We start from the raw sequence: 19829 nt of genomic DNA on the forward strand, positions 1-19829 counted from the left end.
GCGATGAAGCCCTCTACGAGAAGAAGGCCAGCCGGAATCGGGCGCGCAGCCGAAGCCGGGCCCCGGAAGACACGCGGATCACCTGGAAGGTACGGAGGGGCACGGCGGCGTACCGCATGACGTCCCCTCCCTTTGATCGGCCTGGCTGGCAGGGCGACGGTAGCAAAGAGGGCGAACCGCCGGAAAGCGATTTATGTGGCCCAGCGGTAGCGGTGTTCCGGGCGGCCCGCCGTGCCGTACCTCGGGCGGAGTTCGACCTGGCCCGTGGCGCACAGGTACTCCAGGTAGCGCCGGGCGCTCACCCGCGACAACCCCGTCGCCGCGGCCGTCTCCGCCGCCGACAGGTCGCCGCCGTTGGTGCGGAGGGCGTCGGCGACCAGGGCGCACGTGGTGGTCGACAGGCCCTTGGGGAGGACCGTGCGGGTCGTGCCGCCCAACAGGCGGTCGATGTCGTCCTGGGCCGCCGGGCCGGCCATGGCCAGGCGGCGGCGCGTCTGGGCGTACTGGTCGAGGCGTTCGGTCAGTTCTGCCGCGGTGAAGGGTTTGACCAGGTAGTTGACCACGCCGGCGCGCAACGCGGCCCGGACGGTGTCCATGTCGTTGGCCGCGGTGATCATCAGAACATCGACGGGGTGGGCGAGGCCGCGCAGGTGGTGGAGGACGTCCAGGCCCGACATGTCGGCCATGTAGACGTCGAGCAGGACCAGGTCGGGGCGCAGGTCCTCGACCGCCGTGATGGCCGCGCGGCCGCCGTGGGCGGTGCCGACGACGGAGAAGCCGGAGACCCGGCCGACGTAGCCCACGTGGATGCGGGCCACCATGAAGTCGTCGTCGACGACGAGAACCTTGATCATCATGACCGCCTCGGCAGGAGCGCGGTGAAGACGGCGCCGCGCTCGTTGTGCACCTTCACCCAGCCGCCGCGTCGTAGGCAGGCCTGTCTCGTCAGTGCCAGGCCCAGGCCGCGCGGGCCCGACTGGGCCGCCTTGGTGGTGAAGCCCTCCCTGAAGACCTCTTCGGCCAGGTCGGCCGCTATGCCGGGGCCGTCGTCGCTGACCCTGACGTGCAGGCCCTCGTCCGAGGTGCGGACGCAGACCTCCACGGTCCCGCCCCGGCCGTCGAGGGCGTCGAGCGCGTTGGCGACCAGGTTGCCGACGACGAGGACGGCGTCGTGGGGGTCGCCCAGGGCGCCCTCTTCGACGTGGGCGTCGTCGGCCAGGCGCAGGGCCGCGCCGCGTTCGGCCGCCTGGGCCGACTTGGCCAGCAGCAGGGCCGCCAGCGTCGGGTCCTTCACCTGTTCGCGCAGGTCGGTGGCGTACTGGCCGCCGACCGATTCGGTGATGTAGCGGACGGCCATCTCCTGTTCGCCCAGCTCCAGCAGCCCCACCACGGTGTGCATGCGGTTGGCGAACTCGTGGGCCTGGGCGCGCAGCAGGTCGGTGGTGTTGCTGGCCTCGTCCAGCTGATGGGAGAGGTGGATCAGCTCGGTGCGGTCGCGCAACGTCACCACCCAGCCGCGGTGCTGGCCGCGCACCTCGACCGGGGTGCGGTTGAGCACGAGGGTGCGGCCGTGGCGCAACACGATCCGGTCGTCGCCGACGTCGTCGCCGGCCATGACGTCGCGGAGGCGGTCGTTCGACGGGAGGTCGTCGAGGGAGCCGCCCACGTCGCCGAGGAGCTCCTGGGCGGCGTCGTTGATCAGGGTCATCCGGCCGTCGAGGTCGAGGGCGACCACGCCCTCCTTCACTCCGTGCAGCACGCCTTCGCGCTGTTCGAGCAGGCCGGCGATCTCCTTGGGCTCCAGGCCGAAGGTCTGGCGGCGCACCCGCTGGGTGATGAACGCCGCCGCGGCCGAGCCCAGGACGAGCACGCCGAAGACCGTCCAGATGAGCGGCGGGAGGGCGTCGCCCAGTTCGGCGGCGACCGTCTGCTCCAGTATCCCGACGCTGGCCAGGCCGATGACGCGGCCGTCGAGGCCGAAGATCGGGGCCTTGCCGCGCACCGAGGTGCCGAGGGTGCCGGTCTGGACGCCGGTCCACTCCTCGCCCGTGGTCATCACCTCGGTGCCGTCGGTCGACAACTTCTGGCCGATCAGGGCGGCGTTCGGGTGGGCGTAGCGGATCTCGTCGCGGTTGGCGATGACGACGTAGTCGGCACCGGTGGCCTTCTGCACGCTCAACGCGATCGGCTGCAGCGTCTGCTCCGGGTGGGGGTCGTCGAACGCCTCCCGGACCCCGGGCAGCCCGGCGACCGACTCGGCGATGGCCAGGGCCCGCTGCTCGTGCTGCTCGTTGAGCTGGCGGCGGGTGTGGCCGACCCAGACGGTCGCGGTGCCGACGACCGTGAGCAGCACGATCACCATCTGCAAGACGAAGAGCTGGGTGCCCAATGAAGCGAGATGCGGACGGCCGAAGGCCGGCCGTACCTCGCGTCGTGAATCTGCCCGGGTGAAGGCGTTGAGCAGCCGTTTCACGCGTTCACTATAGGAGCCGCGCCGAATTCCCGGCTGTGACCAATACGACCTATATGACGTCAATCACATAAAGGATCGACGGATCGTGCGGGTTCGCTCAGCATCCTCACCACGTTCAGGTAGACGGTGTAGGAGTCGGCAATGCGACTGAAACTGATATTGGCGGCGGCTCTGCTCACCGCCGCCACGGCATGTGGGGCGGGGTCGTCCGGTGGCGGGACGTCGGCTCTCAAGATCATGGCGCCGGCCGCGCCGGGCGGCGGGTGGGACACCACGTCCCGGACCGCCGAGCAGGCCTTCAAGTCGGCCGACCCGAACCTCAAGGTCGAGGTCTACAACGTGCCCGGCGCCGGCGGCACGATCGGCCTCACCCAGCTCGTCGGGGAGAAGGGCAACGGCAACCTCCTCATGACGATGGGCCTGGTCATGGTGGGCGCCATCGAGCAGAACAAGTCCCAGGTCACGCTGGCCGAGACGACGCCGATCGCCAAGCTGACCGAGGAGTACGAGATCGTCGTCGTCCCGGCGAACTCGCCCCTCCAGAACCTCCAGGACCTCGCCGCCGCCTGGAAGACCGACCCCGCCAAGGTAGCCGTGGCCGGCGGTTCGGCCGGCGGCACCGACCACATCCTGGCCGGGCTGATGGCCAAGGCCGCCGGGGTCGACCCCAAGCTCGTCAACTACATCGCCCACTCGGGCGGCGGCGAGGCGCTGAACTCGCTGCTCGGCGGCAAGGTCGCGATCGGCATCTCGGGCATCGGCGAGTTCGCCGAGCACGTGAAGTCGGGCAAGCTGCGCGCCCTGGGCGTCTCGTCCCCCGCGCGGCTCGACAACATCGACGCGCCGACGCTGAAGGAGGGCGGGCTCGACGTCGAACTCGCCAACTGGCGCGGGTTCGTGGCCCCGGGCGGGCTCGACGACGCCGCCAAGCAGTCGCTCACCGACCTGGTCACCAAGATGCACGACTCGGCGGCGTGGAAGGACGCGGTGGCCAAGAACGGCTGGATCGACGTCTTCCAGACCGGGCAGCCGTTTGCCGACTACCTGGCGGCCGAGGAGACCCGGGTGAAGGGCATCATCGCCGAGATGGGACTCGTGTCCTGATGCGGTGGAAGAACCCGGAACTGCTGCTCGCGGGGGCCGTGCTGGCCCTCGGCGTGTTCGTCATCGTCGGCACCGCCGACGTGACGGCGGCGGCCTCGACGCTCGGGCTGGGACCGCGGTTCTTCCCGATCATCGTCGGTTCCGCCATGATCGCGACCGGCCTGTTCTACGTCGTCGACGTGCTGCGCGGCGGTCAGGGCGACCCGGAAGAGAGCGAGGACGTCGACCCGTCGGCGACCTCCGACAAGAAGTCGGTCGCCCTGATCAGCGTGATCTTCCTGGCCTTCGCCGTGTCGGTCGACCTGCTGGGCTGGATCATCGCGGGCGCGTTGTTGTTCTTCGGGGTGTCGTGGGTGCTCGGGGCCGAGAACCGGCTCCGGGCCGGGGCGCTGGCGATCGTGCTGGCCGTGGCGTCCTACCTGGCCTTCGTGAAGGGCCTGGGCGTCACGTTGCCCGGCGGGCCGCTGGAGGGGCTGATCTGAGATGGACTCCTTCCAGCTCCTCCTCGACGGCTTCGCCACCGCGTTCACGCCGGTCAATCTCCTGTACGCCCTCATCGGCGTCACCCTCGGCACCCTCGTGGGCGTGCTCCCCGGCATCGGCCCCGCGATGACCGTGGCGCTGCTCCTGCCGATCACCTTCAACGTGCCCCCGGCCAGCGCGTTCATCATGTTCGCCGGGATCTACTACGGCGGCATGTACGGCGGTTCGACCACGTCGATCCTGCTGAACACGCCGGGCGAGAGTTCGTCCATGATCACGGCTCTCGAAGGCAACAAGATGGCCCGCCGGGGCCGCGCCGCCCAGGCGCTGGCCACGGCGGCGATCGGGTCGTTCGTCGCCGGTACGATCGCCACCGCCCTCCTGGTCGTGGCCGCGCCCCTCGTGGTCGACTTCGCGATCTCCTTCGGCCCGGAGGACTACTTCGCGCTGGCGATCCTGGCCTTCACGGCCGTGTCGTCGGTGTTGTCGCGGTCGGTCGTGCGGGGCCTGGCGTCGCTGGGCATCGGCCTGGTCATCGGCCTGATCGGCATCGACCAGCAGACCGGCCAGGCCCGGCTGACCCTGGGCATCCCGCAACTGCTCGACGGCATCGACGTCGTGGTGGTGGCCGTGGGCCTCTTCGCCCTGGGCGAGGTCCTGTACGTCGCCTCCCGGCTCCGCCACGGCCACCCCGAGGTGATCCCGGTGGGCCGCGCGTTCATGGGCCGGTCCGACTGGGCCCGGTCGTGGAAGCCGTGGCTCCGGGGCACCGCCCTGGGCTTCCCCTTCGGCGCGCTGCCCGGCGGCGGGGCCGAGATCCCGACGTTCCTGTCGTACTCGGTGGAGAAGCGCCTGGCCAAGGGCCGCGAGTTCGGCGAGGGCGCGATCGAGGGCGTGGCCGGGCCGGAGGCCGCCAACAACGCCTCGGCGGCCGGCACCCTGGTGCCGCTGCTGACCCTGGGCCTGCCGACGTCGGCCACGGCCGCCATCCTGCTCGCCGCCTTCCAGCAGTACGGCCTGCAGCCCGGCCCGCAGCTCTTCGACCACAACCCGGCCCTGGTCTGGGGCATGATCGCGTCGCTGTTCGTGGGCAACGCGATGCTGCTCGTGCTGAACCTGCCGCTGGCCCCCCTGTGGGCCCGGGTGCTGCACATCCCCCGCCCCTACCTGTACGCGGGCATCCTGCTGTTCGCGGCCCTGGGCGTCTACGCGCTCAACGCGTCGTGGGTGGACCTGGTGGTCCTCTACCTGCTGGGCCTGATCGGCTTCGCGATGCGCCGCTTCGGCCTGCCGCTCGCTCCGGCGGTGATCGGCCTGATCCTCGGGCCGATGGCCGAGATCCAGCTCAGGCGCGCCCTCGCGATCGGCGCGGGCGACCCGTCGGTGCTGGTGACCAGCCCGATCGCGGCCGTCCTGCTGATCCTGTCGGCGCTGATCCTGGCCGCTCCCCTGGCCCGCCGTCTGCTGGCCAGACGGCGTCAGATCGACGCGACGGCGTGACAGGCGCCGAAACCCTCGGCCCTGGCCACGATGCGGCCGTCCGCGACCCGGACGGCCGTCTCCGTCGTGTCCCTTTCGGCCGGCCCGTAGCGCACCCGCAACGACGGCGCCGCCCGGAGGGGTTCCAGGCAGTTCAACGTGTCGCCGATGACGAGTTCGGCCAGTGACGCCAGCTCGTCGTCGGCCGCCACGATGAGGGTCACGTCGTCCGGCGTGGCCCTCATCGCCTCTTCGACGGCCGACACGCGGTGGGGCGACAAGGTGACCACGACGCCCTCGGGCAGGTCGCCGGCCGGTTCGTCGACCACGTCGACCGTCGCCGCGAACGCCAGGTGGGGCGGCGGCCAGGAGTCGTCGAGGTCGAGGGCGGCGAGGTGTTCGCAGGCGCGGACCACGTCGAACAGGTCGGCGAAGCCGCTGAACTGGCCCGCGCCGTGGAGGATCGTGAGGGCCTGCTCCGCGACGCGGACCTGCCGGCCGGCGGCGGGGTCGAGGCGTTCGAGGGTCATCCCGAGCAGGATCGCGCTCAGCTTCACGAGCTGGGCGAACGGCTTGCGGGTGGCCTCGTCGGCCATGACCTCGGGCAGCAGGTCGCGGCCCAGCCAGGGCTCGGAGCTGATCGGCACGCCCGCCAGCCAGGCGCGGGCGAACCCGTGGAGGGCCTCGGCCCGGGTGGTCGCGGGGGCGGCCGTGACGACGGGACGCCCGGCGGCCAGGACCGCGAAGTAGAGCGCCCGTTTGCCGGGGAAGTTGGAGTAGACCGCGCCCCGGGTGAGCTCGGCCCGCTCGGCGATGTTGTCGATCTTCGCGTCGCGGAAGCCGTACTGGAGGAATTCGGCGCGCGCGGCGGCGAGCACCTTCTCGCGGGTGAGCCGTTGGTGCTCCACACGGGACAACCGGGCCATTTCGCCTCCGCCTTGCCGGATCGACAGCAGCCAGGATAGCGTCGCCATCCAGATGTTCTCATCATCTGAATGTTCGGAGTATGCATGTATGAGATCGACCTCGCCGCCACCATGGGCGACCCCTTCGGCGTCTACGGCCAGGCCAGGGAGGCGGGCCCGCTCGCGGTCCTGCGCATGCCCGGCGCGCCGGAGTGGATGGTGGTCACGCGCTACGACGACATCCGCGCGGCGCTCACCGATCCGCGGCTGGAGATCCGGTCGGACAGCTTCATGCGTCCCGAGGTGCCCGACGACTGCCTGCCGTACATGCGGACCATGAGCGAGATGAACGGCCCCGAGCACGCCCGCCTGCGCAGGGCCGCCACCCCGGCCTTCACCCCGCGCCGGGCCGAGGCGTTCCGCGCCCGGATCACCACGATCGTCGCCCGCCTGCTCGACCCGCTCGACGGCGAGACCGACCTGATCCCCGCCTTCACCCGCCCGCTGCCCATGGACGTCATCTGCACCCTCGTCGGCATCCCCGACGACGACCGCGAACAGTGGCGCGCCTACGGCCGGGTGGTCGACACGCCCGGCGGCCCCGGCTTCGCGGCGGCGATCCCGGGCATCATGGCCGGCGCGAAGGCGGCGGTGGCCCGGCGGCGCGCCGAACCGGGCGACGACCTGCTGTCGGACCTGGTGGCCTCCGAACTGACCGACCAGGAGCTCGTGACCCTGGTCTGGCACCTGATCCTGGCCGGTCAGACCCCCACGAACCTCATCGCCAACGCGGCGCTGGCCCTGCTCGCCCACCCCGGGCAGCTGGCCGTGCTGCGCGAGCGACCAGAGCTGATGCCGCGCGCGGTCGAGGAGCTGACGCGGTTCTGCGGCCCGACGTTGTTGTCGATCCCCCGCTACGCCCGCGAGCCCATGGAGTTGTGCGGCGTCGAGATCGCCGCCGGCACCCCGGTGACCTGCGCGCTGGCGGGCGGCAACCGCGACCCGAGGGCGTTCGACGCCCCCGACGACCTCGACGTCACCCGCGAGCGCGCCGCCCACCTGAGCTTCGCGCACGGCCCGCACTTCTGCGTCGGCGCGTCGATCGCCCGGGTGACCACCCAGGTCGCGCTGACCGAACTGCTCAAGCGCGACCTGGAACTGGCCGCCGACCCGGCGACCCTGCGCACACCCGACCCGGGCACCTACCGCCTGACCTCGTTGCCGGTCCGGCTCTAACGTTTGCGTTTGCCGCCGATCACGATGATCTTCTGCCGGCCGTCGGCGAAGTTCGAGGCGACCGAGGCGTTGACGCTGTTGGCCGACCCGTTCACGTTGGAGAAGTTGCCGCTGTTCACGCCGTTCTTGCGATTGCGGTAATTGCCGCTGTTGTAACTGTTGCCGACGTTGGTGATGGCGCCGCGGTCCTTGGTGACGTTGGTGATGCCGGCCGACGCGATCGGCCCCGGGCCGCCGCCGGTCATCAGGGCCGGGACGATGGCCAGCGTCGCGATGATCATCATCTGCGCTCTCCGATCTTCGTCTTCTGCGGCCCGTTGGCGAGGTTGGCGCTGTTGGCGGAGTTGTTGCTGCTGGTCGACCCGTTGGCGTTGGAGAAGTTCCCGCTGTTCACGGGGTTCCCCTTGTTGAAGTAGTTCCCGCTGTCGGTCGAGTTCCCGCTCGCGATGGAGCCGTTCACGCAGAGCGTCGGCGAGTTGTCGACCGGCGAGTTGTAGTTGATCAGCCGGTTGCCGCAGACGAGGCTCGGCACCAGCCCGACCACCGTGCCGAGGTCGGCCCCGACGATCCCCCCGAGCAGCGACCCTTCGGGGTCGGCATGGGCCGCGGGCGCGCTCAACGCCACACCGCCGGCGGCCACGAGGGCCACGAGAGCCCGAAGCAAGAACCTCATGGTCCGGCACCCTAGTGACCGGACGATCACCAGGGGTGACGGCATGCGAGGATCATGCACATGTCCACCGCCGATCTTTACGACGAGCATGGCGAGGCCCTGCAGTCGTGCAGCCTCCAGTTCCGTCAGTACGGCTCCCGCCGCGCCTTCCACGGCCTGATCACGACGCTGCGCTGCCACGAGGACAACGCGCTGCTCAAGTCGATCCTGGCGGAGCCCGGCGAGGGCCGCGCCCTGGTCGTCGACGGCGGCGGTTCGCTGGAGGCCGCCCTGATGGGCGACGTGATCGCCGGCACGGCCGCCGCCAACGGCTGGGCGGGCGTCGTCATCAACGGCGCCGTCCGCGACGTGGTCGCCCTCGGGGCCATCGACCTGGGCGTCAAGGCCCTGGGCAGCAACCCGCGCAAGAGCCACAAGCACGGCCTGGGCACCCGCGACGTCGCCGTCATCTTCGGCGGCGTGCTGTTCCACCCGGGCGCCACCATCTACAGCGACGACGACGGCATTCTGGTGACCACCCGAGGAAGATGACCGACATGACCACAGACCAGGAACGCGCCGACCTCATCGAGTCCCTCGCCGCACAGCGCCGATTCCTCCGCCACGCCGTCAAGGGCCTCACCGACGAACAGGCCCGCCTCCGCCCAACCGCGAGCGAGTTGTGCCTCGGCGGCATCATCAAGCACGTCGCCCTGATGGAGGCCGGCTGGGCCCGCTTCGCCTCCGGCGGCGCCGCCGCGATGCAGGCCGTCGCCATCGACTGGGCCAGCCAGTTCCGCATGGAGGACGAGGAGCACCTCGACGACCTGCTGGCCATCTGGGAGGGCACCGCCGCCGCGACCGACGACCTGGTGCGCACCCTCGACCTCGACCAGGTCCACGAACTGCCCCGCGCGCCGTGGTTCCCGCCGGGCGCGACCCGCTCGGCCCGCCGCGCCTTCACCCACCTGATCGGCGAGATCGCCCAGCACGCGGGCCACGCCGACATCATCCGTGAGTCCATCGACGGCCAGAAGACGATGGGCTGACCGATCGCCGCGGCCTGGCGGGCTCTCAGTTCTCGTCGCGGGCCATGGGCAGCGTACGCAGAAAGCTCGAATCCACTGCGATGTCACCCTGAAGCCGCCAGGCCCTACGTTCGAAAACCAGATCACCGCTGACGGTGAAGGGAACTCGCGATCTGTAGGCGATGATCGCCCAATCATGATCGGGTCCGTCCAAAATCATATGGACGTTTCTGTATCGCCCATTCACTTCGGCATGCAGAATGACCGCTCCAGACTCGTTCTCATCACGGCCGCCTTCTCTGGTGAGAGATTTGACCGTCCCGATGAGCGTCACCCGCCGCTTCGGTTCCTCCTGCCGGATGAGCCGCTCTCGGACACGCCCCAATTGAGGTATGACGTGGCGTTCCAATGTGATGGGCGCATCACCGACCGGTGGTCTTTCCAGAGCTGCGGCCCATTCGAAGGAGAGGTCGATGGCTCTCAGCGCTTCGGGTTCGGCCATGTCCTCGATGGCCTCCACCAGCCCCGCGCTCAGTCCCCAGCGCGACGGTTCGTCGAACGCGCCGAGGTCTCGCCCTTCCGTGATGTTCTTTGTCGTCTCAAGCCCTCTGGCCAACGTCTCCATGACACGACGTTGAAACGACGGCTCACTGTCACCGATCCGGGAGACGACGGTGAAGACAAAACTGCCGCGTTTGGTGTGACCGAGGCGAACATCGTCTTCGAGAAAATCGGTTACGGCCGCCGGCCTTCGACCTTGGTGCGAATGGTCGGGATTGGCCGCGGTCGTGGCCGCCGCGCGCAGGAGTTTCCAGATGCCCTCAATGGTGAGTTCGGCCTGGCGGAACGGGATGGTCCCGTCGGTCATCGCCTGGTCGAGTCGCACGAAGAACAGATCGGCCCGCGTTGCGATGATGTGTTCTTGCAGGACTTCGGGGTCCCAATTGTTCACTTTGCCGATGGTCACCAGCGCGTCGTACAAACGATCGGCGAAGTCGAGATAACTGGAGTCGAGAGGCAGCAGCAGACGCCCTCGTAGTCGGCCGTCATCGGCGGGGAGCGACCAGACCTCACGAACGTGATCGACCCTGGACTCCAACCGCCATGACTCTGTCGCCAGAAACTGCGATACCGCAGCAGGCGAGAGGCTGTGCGCCATCTCCAGGATCGAAGGGTCCTGAGCAGAAGCAGTCACAGGTCACCTCCCTCGCCGATCGACTTCATGATCCCGTGAAGCCCTGCTACGTCCAACACATTACTGCGGGGCAGGTGGACGGTCTTGGTGGCTCGATCGTCCTCTATGACGCCGAGATCACCGGCCCGTTGCACATAGAGACGGCTGCCGCTGAACAGCCCCCTCTCGTCCTGGGACAACCAGGGACCGTCCGGCAGAAGAAGAACGCCGAGATAGGCCGGAATGTAACGCTTGGGGTTGGTGAGCTTGGCAAATGGCTTCGCTTCCATCCGCCAGACCAGGTGATCGTCCTTCAGCAGATGCTGCTGCGAGGTCGCCTTGAGCTGGAGTTCGAACTCGGGGGCGTAGTAGCGCTCGTATTCGGCCGACGCCGCGATCGTGATGTCGACACCGTCATAGTCGGTCGTGTGTCTCTTGACCGACATTCGGGCGGCCGCGACGACCATTTGCACATACGCAAGGCTGAACTGGGCCTTGGCCTCGCTGAGAGGGAGCCCGTCGGGAACTTCGGCAGCCGGCCCGCTCATGGACCACCGAGAGCTTCCGTCATGCCACTCCAACCGGGACGCGATCACCGATTACCGATCAAGGAGATTACTCCGTAAGCGGCAGCGGAGATCCACTTTGCCGATATCCGCCTGTAGCGGCTCACCGGCGAGCCTCCGGCCCTCGTCGGGTGGCGCGTCAGAGCATTGACGACCATGACATGGACTCAGGCCGAGCTCACCGCCATCGCAGAGGCCGAGGAGCTCGAGATCTCGCCCCAGCGGATCGACGGCAGTTTCGTCGAGCCCGTCACCGTCTGGGTCGTGCGGCACGACGACGACCTCTACGTCCGCTCCTACAAGGGGGAGGGCGGCCACTGGTTCCGGGCCGCGCGGGAGCGGAGCGAGGGGCGCGTCAGCGCGGGCGGGGTCAGCAAGGACGTCCGGTTCGTGCCGGAGGACGACTCGATGGTCAACGACGGGATCGACCTGGCGTACCGGATGAAGTACCGCGACCAGGATCCGGCCTACGTCGACCCGATGGTCGCCGGCCCGGCGAAGGGGACGACCATCCGGCTGGTGCCCCGTTAGGCCGCCACGCGGTAGAAGCCGGGCAGGCGGTCCCTGCTCACGTCGATCGGGTCGATCCTGATCACCGTGCCGGTGCGCAGGGCGTTGACGACCTTGCCGTCGCCGATGAAGACGGCCACGTGGCGGGTGTCCGACGGGCCGCGGCCGTAGAAGACGAGGTCTCCCGGGCGGCCCGTCGCCGACTTGGTCAGCTTCCTGAGCTGGCCGTTGGTGTTCTCGCCGCCCAGGACGTCGCGGCCGTAGGCCAGGTGGTAGACCCAGCGGGCGAAGCCCGAGCAGTCGACGCCGAAGGTGACGTTCGCCCGGCACGGGAGCGGGCCGGTGTACCAGTTGCAGGTGCCGAACGACGGGCCGGGGGCCGAGCCGTGGCCGCCGCCCCACGCGTAGGGGACGAAGCCGCCGGGCCAGCCCCGCATGGCCTGGCCGTCCTTGATCGCGATGGCGATCCGCACGATCTCCGAGCCGGGGGTCGGCTCGGGCGGGGCGCAGTCGGCGGCCGTCGTGACGGCGTTGCCCATGAAGCCGTCCGTGCCGAAGGTGAAGACCGCGCCGTCGCCCGCCGCGAGGGTGTAGCCGTCGGCGGTGGCCGCCGCGACGCCGATGATCGGCTTGGCCAGCCGCAGCGGGGCCGCCGAACCGTGGTAGGCCGCTCCGGCCAGCGCGAACACCGCGCCGTCGGCCCCGGCGAGCACCAGCCCGGCGCCCGCCGAGGTCGCCGAGACGATGGGCGCCTTCAGGTCGGCGGGCTTCTTCGGCACGGCCGCCGCGTCCCCGTACGCCCACACCGAGCCGTCTGCGCCGACGAGCCAGTAGCCCTTCCCCGACGCGGTGGCCACGATGTCGACGACCGCGCGCTTGCGGGCAGTGCGGGTGCCGTCGGGGGCGACCACGGTGCCGTCGGCGGTGGTCAGCCACAGGCCGGTCTCGGTGCGCGTCGCCCCGACGACCGGTGAGGTCAGCGCGGGCGCGGCGGCACGGGCGGGCGTCGCGTCGCCGTACGCCCAGACGGCGCCGTCGGCGGCGGCGAGCCAGTAGCCCTCCCCCGACGCGGTCGCCTCGATGGCCACCGCGGGCTTGCCGGGCGAGCCGAACAGTTTCGCGGTGCCGTAGGCGTGCACGCGGCCGTCCCGCCCGGCCAGCCAGTAGCCGCCGTCGACGGACGTGATGCCCGCGATCTCGCCCGGCGGGCAGTCGTCGGGCGGCGCGGCGGCGCGGGCCGGGGCCGCCACGAGCGTGGCGAGCAGCAGGACACAGGCGAGCACGATCCTTCGCATGAAGCGGAGCATGCCGGGCCATCACCGGCCTTAAGTGGTCACTGGTGACGATTGGTATGACAGGGAACCCGGCAGGCGCGCCACGACGTCTGATCCGGGTGCGCCTAAGGCATGCCCGCCTCGACGCTGCGGGTGAAGGGGGACTAGGTTTCGGTTGAATCTTCAAGTCACAAAGGAAGCTCCATGAACATAGTCCTCTGGGTCGTCACGGCCCTCCTCGCTCTCACCTTCCTCGGCGCGGGGGCGATGAAGATCGGCCGTCCCAAGGAGGAGCTGGCCAAGTCGGGCCTCGCGTGGACCGAGGACTTCACGGCCGCGCAGGTCAAGGCGATCGGCGTGGTCGAGGGGCTGGGGGCGCTCGGGCTGGTGCTGCCGGGGGTGACCGGGATCGCGCCGATCCTGGTGCCGATCGCGGCGGCCGGGCTGGCCGTGGCGATGGCGGGCGCGGTGCTCGTGCACGTGCGCCGCAAGGAACTGCCGCAGGCGATCCCGGCGGCCGTGCTGCTGGTGCTGACGGCGTTCGTCGCGTGGGGGCGCTTCGGGCCCTACCCGCTCTGAGTTTTCCCCAGGCTGTGGACAACCTCGCGGGCCGTGTCGTGGAGCACGATGATCGACGACGCCGCCACCGCGACCACCGCCGCCAGCACGTCGGTGGGGTAGTGCACGCCGAGGTAGACGCGGGCCAGCATCTGCCCCACCACCAGCACCGCGCCGACCGCGACGACCCAGGGCCGCCGTGCCAGCACCCAGGCGGCCACGGCGACGGCGGCCGTCAGGCAGACGTGCCCCGACGGGAAACTCGTGTCGCCCATCTCGCCGAGCATCGAGAAGGCCACCGGCGGCCGGGGCCGGTCGAACACGATCTTCAGCAGCGCCCCGAGCCCCCACCCGGCCAGCACCACCAGGAGCGCCCGCACCGCCGCGGGCGTCCGCACGACCAGCACGAACACCCCCAGGGCGAGCGAGACGACGATCCCCGCCTCGGTGCCGAACAGCAGGTTCAGGAGCATGGCGACCCCGGTGAGGACCGGGTTCCTCGCGTCGTGGACGACCTGGACCAGCGCCCCGTCGACGGCCGTCCAGGCGGGGGTCTCGGCGACGACGCCGAGCACCGTCACGAGAACCAGCAGGGGCAGCCCGACGACAAACCTGATCACCATTTCACGCTAGGGAGCACCTGGTCAGCGGCCGATGAGGGTTTGGTTAACCCTCCGTTCACGTTCCCGCCGGCTGGGACGATGGCGACATGACGCCCGAAGGGACCCCGCTGCGGCAGCGTGCGCTCGCCGCGATCCTCGGGGTGACCGCCCTCGCGATCGTGTTGTTCGCGGTGCCGCTGGCGGTGCTGACGAACGACCGCTACCACGACCGGACCGCCTCCGACCTGGCCCGCAGCGCCTCCCGCCACGCCACCGCCCTCCGCGACGACCCGACGGTGCTGCCCCGCGAGGACGACGAGGACATCCTCATCGGCCTCTACTCGCAGGAGGGCCGCCTCACCGTCGGCGCCGGCCCGGCGACCTCCCCCCTCGCCGCCCGCACCGCCCGCGACGGCCTGCCCCACCAGGGCGAGGAGGGCGCCGACTACGTCGCGGCCGCCCCGATCCCGTCGGGCACGGGCGTGGTCAGGGTGGCCACCCCCGCCGAGGAGGTCAACGAGGAGGTGTACGAAGCCTGGCAGCTCATCGCGATCCTCGCGCTGGCGGCGCTGGGCGTCGGCGCGGCCGTGGCCGGTTACCTGTCACGGCGGCTGGCGATCCCCCTCGAACGGCTCACCGGCGCCGCGCAGGCCCTCGGCGACGGCGACTTCACCGTACGGGCCCCCAAATCAGGGGTTCTGGAGGTCGACCAGGCGGGCGAGGCGCTGGCGGCCACGGCCGGGCGGCTCGGGGAGGTGCTGGCCCGGGAGCGGGCGTTCAGCGGCGAGGTGTCCCACCAGCTCAGAACGGGTGTGACCGGCCTGATGCTGGGCCTGGAGTCGGCGCTCGACCGGCCCTCGCCCGAGAAGGTGGCCCGCGCCATGGCGCGGGCCGAACGGCTGCAGACCATCATCGAAGACCTGGTCACCCTCTCCCGCGACACCGGCCACAGCCCGCTCGACCTGCCGGTCCTTATCGCGGAGATCCGCGCCGACTGGGAGGAGGTGACGGTCCGCGTCGACGACGACCTGCCGGAGGTGACCGCCTCGACGGCGGCGGTCCGCCAGATCCTGCTGGTCCTGCTCGACAACGCCCGCCGCCACGGCGCGGGCGAGATCTCCCTGACGGTGACCGACGTCGGCGCGGGCATCGCGCTGAACGTGTCCGACGAGGGCGACGGGGTGCCCGAGGGCCGCGACATCTTCGGCCGCATCCCGCGTGACGGCCACGGCATCGGCCTGGGCCTGGCCCGCTCGCTGGCCGAGGCGGAGGGCGGCCGGCTGATCCTGCGGCGCGACCGCCCGCCGACCTTCAGCCTCCTGCTGCCGAGCCGCTGACCGGTCAGGGCTCCATCCGGTAGCCGCGCCCCCGGACCGTCGTGATGCGGGGCGCCCGGCCGCCGGGCTCCTCCAGCTTCCGGCGCAGCGCGAACACGTGGACGTCGAGGGTCTTGGTGGAGCCGAACCAGTTCTCGTCCCAGACGCGGTCCATCAGCTCCTCGCGCGTGACGACCTCGCCGGGCTGCCCGGCCAGCACCGCGAGCAGGTCGAACTCCTTGGGCCGCAACGACAGCTCGACCCCGTCGAGGTAGGCCCGCCGGGCCGCCACGTCGAGCCGCAGCCCGCCGACCGACAGCGTCCGCCCCGGCGACACCACCGCCTGCCGCCGCAGGTGGGCGCGCAGGCGGGCCATCAGCTCGGCCAGCCGGAACGGCTTGGTCAGGTAGTCGTCGGCCCCGGCGTCGAGGGCCACCACCACGTCGAGCTCCTCGGTCCGGGCGGTCAGCACCACGATCACCGCCTCGGGCGCGGCCAGCCGCAACTTCCGGCACACCACCACGCCGTCGACGTCGGGCAGCCCGAGGTCGAGCAGCACCAGGTCGGGCGCGCCGTCGTGGGCGAGCTCGATGGCCGACCGCCCGGTGACGGCCAGCACCGGGACATAACCGTTGACGCCGAGTGCCTCGACCAGTTCGGCCCCGATGACCGGGTCGTCCTCGACGACGAGGACCTTCGCAGCTGCCACCCGTTCATCCTGCCGGATCACTCCCGCCACCCCTACCTGAGAGTGACGCGGACCAGCCGCCGGCCTTCCTACCGTTGGGGCCATGAGGTTCGGACCGTTTCCCCGCGCGCTGGTCGTCGTGGTCGCCGTGCTCCTGGCCATGACGGGCGACGACCAGGCCGCCCAGATCGTGGCCGTCGTGCACGCCGCGATGCTGGTCGCTGCCCTGTGGTGGCCGGTGCCCGCCTGGGCCGCGTCGAGCACGCTGCTCGTCGGGGTGCAGCTCACCCATCCGCCGGGCGCCAACGACTTGATGTACGGATGGCTCGTGCAGGCCGGGATCGTGCTGCTGCTGGCCCTCCGCCTCGACACCAGGAAGACCGCCCTGTTCACGGCGGCCGGGGTGCTGCCGGTCCTGTCCGGCGGCCCGGTCGCCGTGGTCGCGGTCGCGGGGGCCGGGGCGGCCGGGTGGCTGATCCGCAGCCGCCGGGACACGAAAGCCGCGCTCACCGAGGAGCGGGGTCAGCGGGCCCTGCTCGAAGAGCGTGCCCGGATCGCCCGGGAGCTGCACGACGTGGTCGCCCACCACATGTCGGTGATCGCGATCCAGGCCGACGCGGGGCCCCACCGGGTCGCCGACCCGCCGCCGGAGCTGACCGAGGCGTTCGCCACGATCCGCTCCACCGCGCTGGAGGGGCTGGGTGAGCTGCGCCGCCTGCTGGGGGTGTTGCGGGCCGAACCCGGCGTCGCCCCGCAGCCGTCGCTGGCCGACCTCGACCGGCTGGCCGCCGGGGCCACTCTGGAGACCACCGGCGACCTGGCGACCGTCCCGCGCGGGGTGGGGCTGAACGCGTACCGGATCGTGCAGGAGGCGCTGACCAACACGATGCGGCACGCGCCCGGCGCGGCCGTCACGGTCCGGGTCGTCCGCGACGACCGCGAGCTCCGGATCGGCGTCGTGAACACCCGTCCGCACGACCCGCCGAGGGCCTCGCCCGGGGCCGGGCACGGCATCCTGGGCATGCGGGAGCGCGCGGCCATGCTGGGCGGCACCCTCACCACCGGACCCACCGCCGACGGCGGCTACGCCGTCAGCGCCGTGTTGCCCCTCACGGAGACGTCATGACCATCCGCGTGCTCATCGCCGACGACCAGGCCATGGTCAGGGAGGGCTTCTCCATCCTGCTCGGCGTCCAGCCGGGCATCGAGGTGGTCGGCACGGCCGTCGACGGGGCCGACGCCGTGGCCAAGGCCGCCGAGCTGGCTCCCGACGTGATCATCATGGACGTCCGGATGCCCGGCATGAACGGCATCGAGGCCACCCGGGAGATCACCCGCACCCTCCCGGCCCGTGTGCTCATCCTCACCACCTTCGACCTCGACGAATACGTCTACGAGGCGCTCCGCGCCGGAGCGAGCGGCTTCCTGCTGAAGGACGCCTCCGGCGGTCAGCTGGCCGAGGCGATCAGGGTCGTCGCGGCGGGCGACGCGCTGCTCGCGCCGGGCGTGACCCGCCGCCTGATCAGTCAGTTCGCCCGGCAGGGCGGCGTCGCGGTGCCCGAGGTCACCGAACGGATCGCCGGGCTGACCGAACGGGAGACCGAGGTACTGGTCCTGGTCGCCCGCGGCCTGTCGAACACCGAGATCGCCGCCGCCATCCACGTGGCCGAGCAGACCGTCAAGTCCCACGTCGGCCGCATCCTGTCCAAGCTCCACCTGCGCGACCGCACCCAGGCGGCCGTCTTCGCCTATGAGACCGGCCTGGTCACCCCCGGCCGGATGACCTTCTAAGGAACCCCCTCATGACAAGAGTTCTCTTTCGCATGCTCAGAATCCTGATCGCCCTCGTGGCCTCGCTGCTCGCCTTCGTGGCCGGGGCGCTCGTCCTCGGCGGCTATGTGCCCGCGATCCCGAAGGCCGGCGTCATCGGCCCGGTGCTGACCGGCCAGTATCCGCTGCACGTCGCCCTGATCGGGCTGACCGGCCTGCTGCTCGGGCTGCTGGCGCTGCGGCTGGGCCTGCGGCGGTGGGGCCGCGTGCTGACCGTGGTCACCTCGGTCGCGACCGCCGGGGCGGTGGTCGTGGCGGGCGTGCAGGCCAAGGCGGCCTACCAGGCCGGGACCGACGTCCAGTGGGCGGAGATGTTCACCCAGATCGCCTACCCCGGCGTGCGGCCCGACGTCACCGAGACGTTCGCCGGCGACCTCCAGGCCGACGTCTACCTGCCGCGTGGCGCCTCGGCCAGGACCCCGGCGATCGTGCTGGCCCACGCGGGCGGCTTCCACACCTTCGACCGCGCCGACCTGCGCGGCACCGGCCGCTGGCTGGCCGACCATGGCGTGGCCGCCGTCGCCGTCGACTACCGCCTGTCGGCCCCGGGCGCGCCCACCTGGGACAGGGCCCCGCAGGACTTCGTCTGCGCCCTCGCCTGGACCCGCGCCAACGCGGCCCGGTTCAACCTCGACGTCGACCGGTTGTCGGTGGGCGGCATGTCGGCCGGCGGCGGCCTGGCCCTGAACGCCGCCTACCGCCTCCAGGCCGGAGAGGCCACGTCGAGCTGCGGCGACGTCCCGCCGCCTCCGGCGAGCGTGGTCGGGTTCTACCCGGTCACCGACGTGTCGGAGATGTGGACCCGGAACATCGACGGCAGCCGGAACGCGGCGGTGCTCTACACCGGCGGCAGCCCGTCGGAGTTCCCCGCCCGCTACCGCGAGGTCTCTCCGAAGACGTTCGTCCGGCCGGGTCTCATGCCGACCCTCCTGGTCGTCGGGGACCGCGACCGCAGCGCCCGCCCCGAGGACGTGACGGCTTTCGCCCGGCTGCTGACTGACCACGGAGTGCCGGTGACCACGAAGATCCTGCCGTTCGCCGAGCACTCCCCCGACGACGCCTACGGCAGCCTCCCCGCCCAGCACAGCCGCCAGATCCTCCTGGACTTCCTTTCATAGCGTTATTGATTTGGTTACCATACAAACTAAGACCTCAGGCCCCGCCGCACTCTCCCCGGCGGGGCCTGCACACGTCACTCGCCCGGCAGCAGGTACCGCCACGACAGGACGAACACGCCCGCCTTCGTCTCGAAGATCGGCAGCCCGGCGTCCGGGACCGGCGGAGCGGCCTTGACCAGCGCCGGGACCTCCGCGCCCGTCAGATCTTTCTGCCACACCGGGTCGATCTGGCCCGACGGCTCCGGCACGCCCGCCGGCCACGGGGTGCGCTCGCCCTCGGCGGTCGGCACCGACTCGGCGGCCACGCGGATCCGGTCGGAGGTGTAGGGCTCCTTCTTCTCGGCCGCCTTGGCCGCCAGTCCGTCGAGGAGCTTCTTGGCGTCGACGAGCTCCTTGGGGTAGAACTCGGCGACCTGGTCGAGCGCCTCGGCCTTGACCTCGATCATCTTGCCGTCGTCGCCCGCGACGCCCAGCACGGTCGCCGGGATGTCGGTCACCATCGGCGCACCCGGCTTCGGCGTGGCGGTGGGCGGCTGCCCGGTCAGATACTTCTTCAACGCGTCGACGGTCTGGGTGACCTCGGCCGCGGAAATGGTCGTCTTGTACGCCGCGTCGGCGATCACCAGGCCGTCGCCGTAGACGACCACGCGGGGGGCGCGCAGCACGTTCGTGCTGGCGGTGACGAACCCGCCTTCGGCCCGCAGCACCGCGACCGGCGTGGCCGGCGCGCTCTGCTCCGGCTCGGCCGCGGTCGCGGCGAGTTCGCCGCCGCCACAGGCCGTGGCCAGCGACAACAGGGCCACCAGCAGGGTGGTTCTCAGTCTCATGCCCCA

23 protein-coding genes are annotated in these 19829 nt (G+C 71.0%); 12 read left to right on the forward strand and 11 right to left on the reverse strand.

The window, feature by feature from the left end; all coding sequences use genetic code 11:
• Window positions 1–191: 191 nt before the first annotated feature.
• Both AW271_RS30750 and AW271_RS30755 read right to left on the reverse strand, forming a co-directional pair.
• Entirely contained in the window at window positions 192–854 is a 663-nt protein-coding gene (locus AW271_RS30750) for a response regulator (RefSeq protein ID WP_062341107.1), read from the reverse strand.
• Window positions 854–2473 (reverse strand): ATP-binding protein, encoded by a 1620-nt coding sequence (locus AW271_RS30755; protein ID WP_245653291.1) that lies wholly within the window; start codon window positions 2471–2473, stop codon window positions 854–856. The genes AW271_RS30750 and AW271_RS30755 overlap by 1 nt, the downstream gene beginning before the upstream one ends.
• A 141-nt stretch (window positions 2474–2614) precedes the next feature.
• Here AW271_RS30755 and AW271_RS30760 point away from each other — a divergent pair, with 141 nt between their 5' ends.
• Genes AW271_RS30760 through AW271_RS30770 form a run of 3 tightly spaced genes read left to right on the forward strand, consistent with a single transcriptional unit; the run spans window position 2615 to window position 5560 of the window.
• A complete protein-coding gene (locus AW271_RS30760; RefSeq protein ID WP_174553128.1) occupies window positions 2615–3577 on the forward strand; it encodes a tripartite tricarboxylate transporter substrate binding protein in 963 nt (320 codons plus the stop codon).
• On the forward strand, window positions 3577–4059 hold the full coding sequence (locus AW271_RS30765) for a tripartite tricarboxylate transporter TctB family protein (protein ID WP_062341108.1): 483 nt from the start codon (window positions 3577–3579) through the stop codon (window positions 4057–4059). Before AW271_RS30760 ends, AW271_RS30765 begins: the two co-directional genes overlap by 1 nt.
• A 1-nt stretch (window position 4060) precedes the next feature.
• Window positions 4061–5560 (forward strand): tripartite tricarboxylate transporter permease, encoded by a 1500-nt coding sequence (locus tag AW271_RS30770; RefSeq protein WP_062341109.1) that lies wholly within the window; start codon window positions 4061–4063, stop codon window positions 5558–5560.
• On the opposite strand, the gene AW271_RS30775 is transcribed toward AW271_RS30770, so the two are convergent.
• Entirely contained in the window at window positions 5539–6465 is a 927-nt protein-coding gene (locus AW271_RS30775) for a TetR/AcrR family transcriptional regulator (protein ID WP_062341215.1), read from the reverse strand. The two genes, AW271_RS30770 and AW271_RS30775, sit on opposite strands and share 22 nt — an antisense overlap.
• An 84-nt stretch (window positions 6466–6549) precedes the next feature.
• Here AW271_RS30775 and AW271_RS30780 point away from each other — a divergent pair, with 84 nt between their 5' ends.
• Window positions 6550–7680, forward strand: a complete 1131-nt coding sequence (locus AW271_RS30780) for a cytochrome P450 (RefSeq protein ID WP_157554795.1) — start codon at window positions 6550–6552, stop codon at window positions 7678–7680.
• Here the strand turns inward: AW271_RS30780 and AW271_RS30785 are convergent.
• Together AW271_RS30785 and AW271_RS30790 are read right to left on the reverse strand one after the other, a co-directional pair.
• The gene (locus AW271_RS30785) at window positions 7677–7964 is read right to left on the reverse strand and encodes a hypothetical protein (protein WP_062341111.1); all 288 of its coding nucleotides are present in this window, start codon (window positions 7962–7964) and stop codon (window positions 7677–7679) included. The genes AW271_RS30780 and AW271_RS30785 overlap by 4 nt on opposite strands.
• Entirely contained in the window at window positions 7961–8353 is a 393-nt protein-coding gene (locus AW271_RS30790; protein ID WP_218008219.1) for a hypothetical protein, read from the reverse strand. The genes AW271_RS30785 and AW271_RS30790 overlap by 4 nt, the downstream gene beginning before the upstream one ends.
• A 54-nt stretch (window positions 8354–8407) precedes the next feature.
• Here AW271_RS30790 and rraA point away from each other — a divergent pair, with 54 nt between their 5' ends.
• A complete protein-coding gene (rraA, locus tag AW271_RS30795; protein WP_062341112.1) occupies window positions 8408–8884 on the forward strand; it encodes a ribonuclease E activity regulator RraA in 477 nt (158 codons plus the stop codon).
• A gap of 5 nt (window positions 8885–8889) precedes the next feature.
• Window positions 8890–9381 carry a DinB family protein gene (locus AW271_RS30800; RefSeq protein WP_245653292.1) on the forward strand — a complete coding sequence of 164 codons (492 nt, stop codon included), beginning with the start codon at window positions 8890–8892 and terminating at the stop codon, window positions 9379–9381.
• Window positions 9382–9406: 25 nt separating this feature from the next.
• Here AW271_RS30800 and AW271_RS30805 read toward each other — a convergent pair whose 3' ends face one another.
• Window positions 9407–10555, reverse strand: coding sequence for a hypothetical protein (locus AW271_RS30805; RefSeq protein ID WP_218008220.1), 1149 nt, complete (start codon window positions 10553–10555; stop codon window positions 9407–9409).
• Window positions 10552–11082 carry a DUF4365 domain-containing protein gene (locus AW271_RS30810; protein WP_062341114.1) on the reverse strand — a complete coding sequence of 177 codons (531 nt, stop codon included), beginning with the start codon at window positions 11080–11082 and terminating at the stop codon, window positions 10552–10554. The genes AW271_RS30805 and AW271_RS30810 overlap by 4 nt, the downstream gene beginning before the upstream one ends.
• A 174-nt stretch (window positions 11083–11256) precedes the next feature.
• Between AW271_RS30810 and AW271_RS30815 the strand changes: the two genes are divergently transcribed.
• Window positions 11257–11631 (forward strand): DUF2255 family protein, encoded by a 375-nt coding sequence (locus tag AW271_RS30815; RefSeq protein ID WP_062341115.1) that lies wholly within the window; start codon window positions 11257–11259, stop codon window positions 11629–11631.
• Here the strand turns inward: AW271_RS30815 and AW271_RS42620 are convergent.
• Window positions 11628–12905, reverse strand: coding sequence for a C40 family peptidase (locus AW271_RS42620; RefSeq protein WP_245653293.1), 1278 nt, complete (start codon window positions 12903–12905; stop codon window positions 11628–11630). The two genes, AW271_RS30815 and AW271_RS42620, sit on opposite strands and share 4 nt — an antisense overlap.
• 183 nt (window positions 12906–13088) lie before the next feature.
• Here AW271_RS42620 and AW271_RS30825 point away from each other — a divergent pair, with 183 nt between their 5' ends.
• Window positions 13089–13463 (forward strand): DoxX family protein, encoded by a 375-nt coding sequence (locus AW271_RS30825; protein WP_062341117.1) that lies wholly within the window; start codon window positions 13089–13091, stop codon window positions 13461–13463.
• On the opposite strand, the gene AW271_RS30830 is transcribed toward AW271_RS30825, so the two are convergent.
• Window positions 13451–14062, reverse strand: a complete 612-nt coding sequence (locus AW271_RS30830) for a phosphatase PAP2 family protein (RefSeq protein WP_169806416.1) — start codon at window positions 14060–14062, stop codon at window positions 13451–13453. The two genes, AW271_RS30825 and AW271_RS30830, sit on opposite strands and share 13 nt — an antisense overlap.
• 89 nt (window positions 14063–14151) lie before the next feature.
• Between AW271_RS30830 and AW271_RS30835 the strand changes: the two genes are divergently transcribed.
• On the forward strand, window positions 14152–15381 hold the full coding sequence (locus AW271_RS30835) for a sensor histidine kinase (RefSeq protein WP_062341119.1): 1230 nt from the start codon (window positions 14152–14154) through the stop codon (window positions 15379–15381).
• Between the two features lie 4 nt (window positions 15382–15385).
• On the opposite strand, the gene AW271_RS30840 is transcribed toward AW271_RS30835, so the two are convergent.
• On the reverse strand, window positions 15386–16069 hold the full coding sequence (locus AW271_RS30840) for a response regulator transcription factor (RefSeq protein WP_062341120.1): 684 nt from the start codon (window positions 16067–16069) through the stop codon (window positions 15386–15388).
• 82 nt (window positions 16070–16151) lie between these two features.
• Between AW271_RS30840 and AW271_RS30845 the strand changes: the two genes are divergently transcribed.
• Genes AW271_RS30845 through AW271_RS30855 form a run of 3 tightly spaced genes read left to right on the forward strand, consistent with a single transcriptional unit; the run spans window position 16152 to window position 18996 of the window.
• Window positions 16152–17174 carry a sensor histidine kinase gene (locus AW271_RS30845; RefSeq protein WP_062341121.1) on the forward strand — a complete coding sequence of 341 codons (1023 nt, stop codon included), beginning with the start codon at window positions 16152–16154 and terminating at the stop codon, window positions 17172–17174.
• Complete coding sequence (locus tag AW271_RS30850) at window positions 17171–17839, forward strand: response regulator (RefSeq protein WP_062341122.1); 669 nt, start codon at window positions 17171–17173, stop codon at window positions 17837–17839. The genes AW271_RS30845 and AW271_RS30850 overlap by 4 nt, the downstream gene beginning before the upstream one ends.
• Before the next feature lie 32 nt (window positions 17840–17871).
• Window positions 17872–18996 (forward strand): alpha/beta hydrolase, encoded by a 1125-nt coding sequence (locus tag AW271_RS30855; protein ID WP_062341123.1) that lies wholly within the window; start codon window positions 17872–17874, stop codon window positions 18994–18996.
• 74 nt (window positions 18997–19070) lie between these two features.
• On the opposite strand, the gene AW271_RS30860 is transcribed toward AW271_RS30855, so the two are convergent.
• Complete coding sequence (locus tag AW271_RS30860; protein WP_157554799.1) at window positions 19071–19823, reverse strand: hypothetical protein; 753 nt, start codon at window positions 19821–19823, stop codon at window positions 19071–19073.
• Window positions 19824–19829: the final 6 nt, after the last annotated feature.

This window comes from Herbidospora sakaeratensis, from assembly GCF_001570525.1.
Classification (GTDB): Bacteria; Actinomycetota; Actinomycetes; order Streptosporangiales; family Streptosporangiaceae; genus Herbidospora; species Herbidospora sakaeratensis.

What these genes read in the sequence shown, in the direction of transcription:
- AW271_RS30750 (WP_062341107.1), bottom strand. Translation starts at nt 854, where the DNA reads ATGATCAAGGTTCTCGTCGTCGACGACGACTTCATGGTGGCCCGCATC.
- AW271_RS30760 (WP_174553128.1), top strand. Translation starts at nt 2,615, where the DNA reads ATGCGACTGAAACTGATATTGGCGGCGGCTCTGCTCACCGCCGCCACG.
- AW271_RS30765 (WP_062341108.1), top strand. Translation starts at nt 3,577, where the DNA reads ATGCGGTGGAAGAACCCGGAACTGCTGCTCGCGGGGGCCGTGCTGGCC.
- AW271_RS30770 (WP_062341109.1), top strand. Translation starts at nt 4,061, where the DNA reads ATGGACTCCTTCCAGCTCCTCCTCGACGGCTTCGCCACCGCGTTCACG.
- AW271_RS30775 (WP_062341215.1), bottom strand. Translation starts at nt 6,465, where the DNA reads ATGGCCCGGTTGTCCCGTGTGGAGCACCAACGGCTCACCCGCGAGAAG.
- AW271_RS30780 (WP_157554795.1), top strand. Translation starts at nt 6,550, where the DNA reads ATGTATGAGATCGACCTCGCCGCCACCATGGGCGACCCCTTCGGCGTC.
- AW271_RS30785 (WP_062341111.1), bottom strand. Translation starts at nt 7,964, where the DNA reads ATGATGATCATCGCGACGCTGGCCATCGTCCCGGCCCTGATGACCGGC.
- AW271_RS30790 (WP_218008219.1), bottom strand. Translation starts at nt 8,353, where the DNA reads ATGAGGTTCTTGCTTCGGGCTCTCGTGGCCCTCGTGGCCGCCGGCGGT.
- rraA (WP_062341112.1), top strand. Translation starts at nt 8,408, where the DNA reads ATGCACATGTCCACCGCCGATCTTTACGACGAGCATGGCGAGGCCCTG.
- AW271_RS30800 (WP_245653292.1), top strand. Translation starts at nt 8,890, where the DNA reads ATGACCACAGACCAGGAACGCGCCGACCTCATCGAGTCCCTCGCCGCA.
- AW271_RS30810 (WP_062341114.1), bottom strand. Translation starts at nt 11,082, where the DNA reads ATGAGCGGGCCGGCTGCCGAAGTTCCCGACGGGCTCCCTCTCAGCGAG.
- AW271_RS30815 (WP_062341115.1), top strand. Translation starts at nt 11,257, where the DNA reads ATGACATGGACTCAGGCCGAGCTCACCGCCATCGCAGAGGCCGAGGAG.
- AW271_RS42620 (WP_245653293.1), bottom strand. Translation starts at nt 12,905, where the DNA reads ATGCGAAGGATCGTGCTCGCCTGTGTCCTGCTGCTCGCCACGCTCGTG.
- AW271_RS30825 (WP_062341117.1), top strand. Translation starts at nt 13,089, where the DNA reads ATGAACATAGTCCTCTGGGTCGTCACGGCCCTCCTCGCTCTCACCTTC.
- AW271_RS30835 (WP_062341119.1), top strand. Translation starts at nt 14,152, where the DNA reads ATGACGCCCGAAGGGACCCCGCTGCGGCAGCGTGCGCTCGCCGCGATC.
- AW271_RS30845 (WP_062341121.1), top strand. Translation starts at nt 16,152, where the DNA reads ATGAGGTTCGGACCGTTTCCCCGCGCGCTGGTCGTCGTGGTCGCCGTG.
- AW271_RS30850 (WP_062341122.1), top strand. Translation starts at nt 17,171, where the DNA reads ATGACCATCCGCGTGCTCATCGCCGACGACCAGGCCATGGTCAGGGAG.
- AW271_RS30855 (WP_062341123.1), top strand. Translation starts at nt 17,872, where the DNA reads ATGCTCAGAATCCTGATCGCCCTCGTGGCCTCGCTGCTCGCCTTCGTG.
- AW271_RS30860 (WP_157554799.1), bottom strand. Translation starts at nt 19,823, where the DNA reads ATGAGACTGAGAACCACCCTGCTGGTGGCCCTGTTGTCGCTGGCCACG.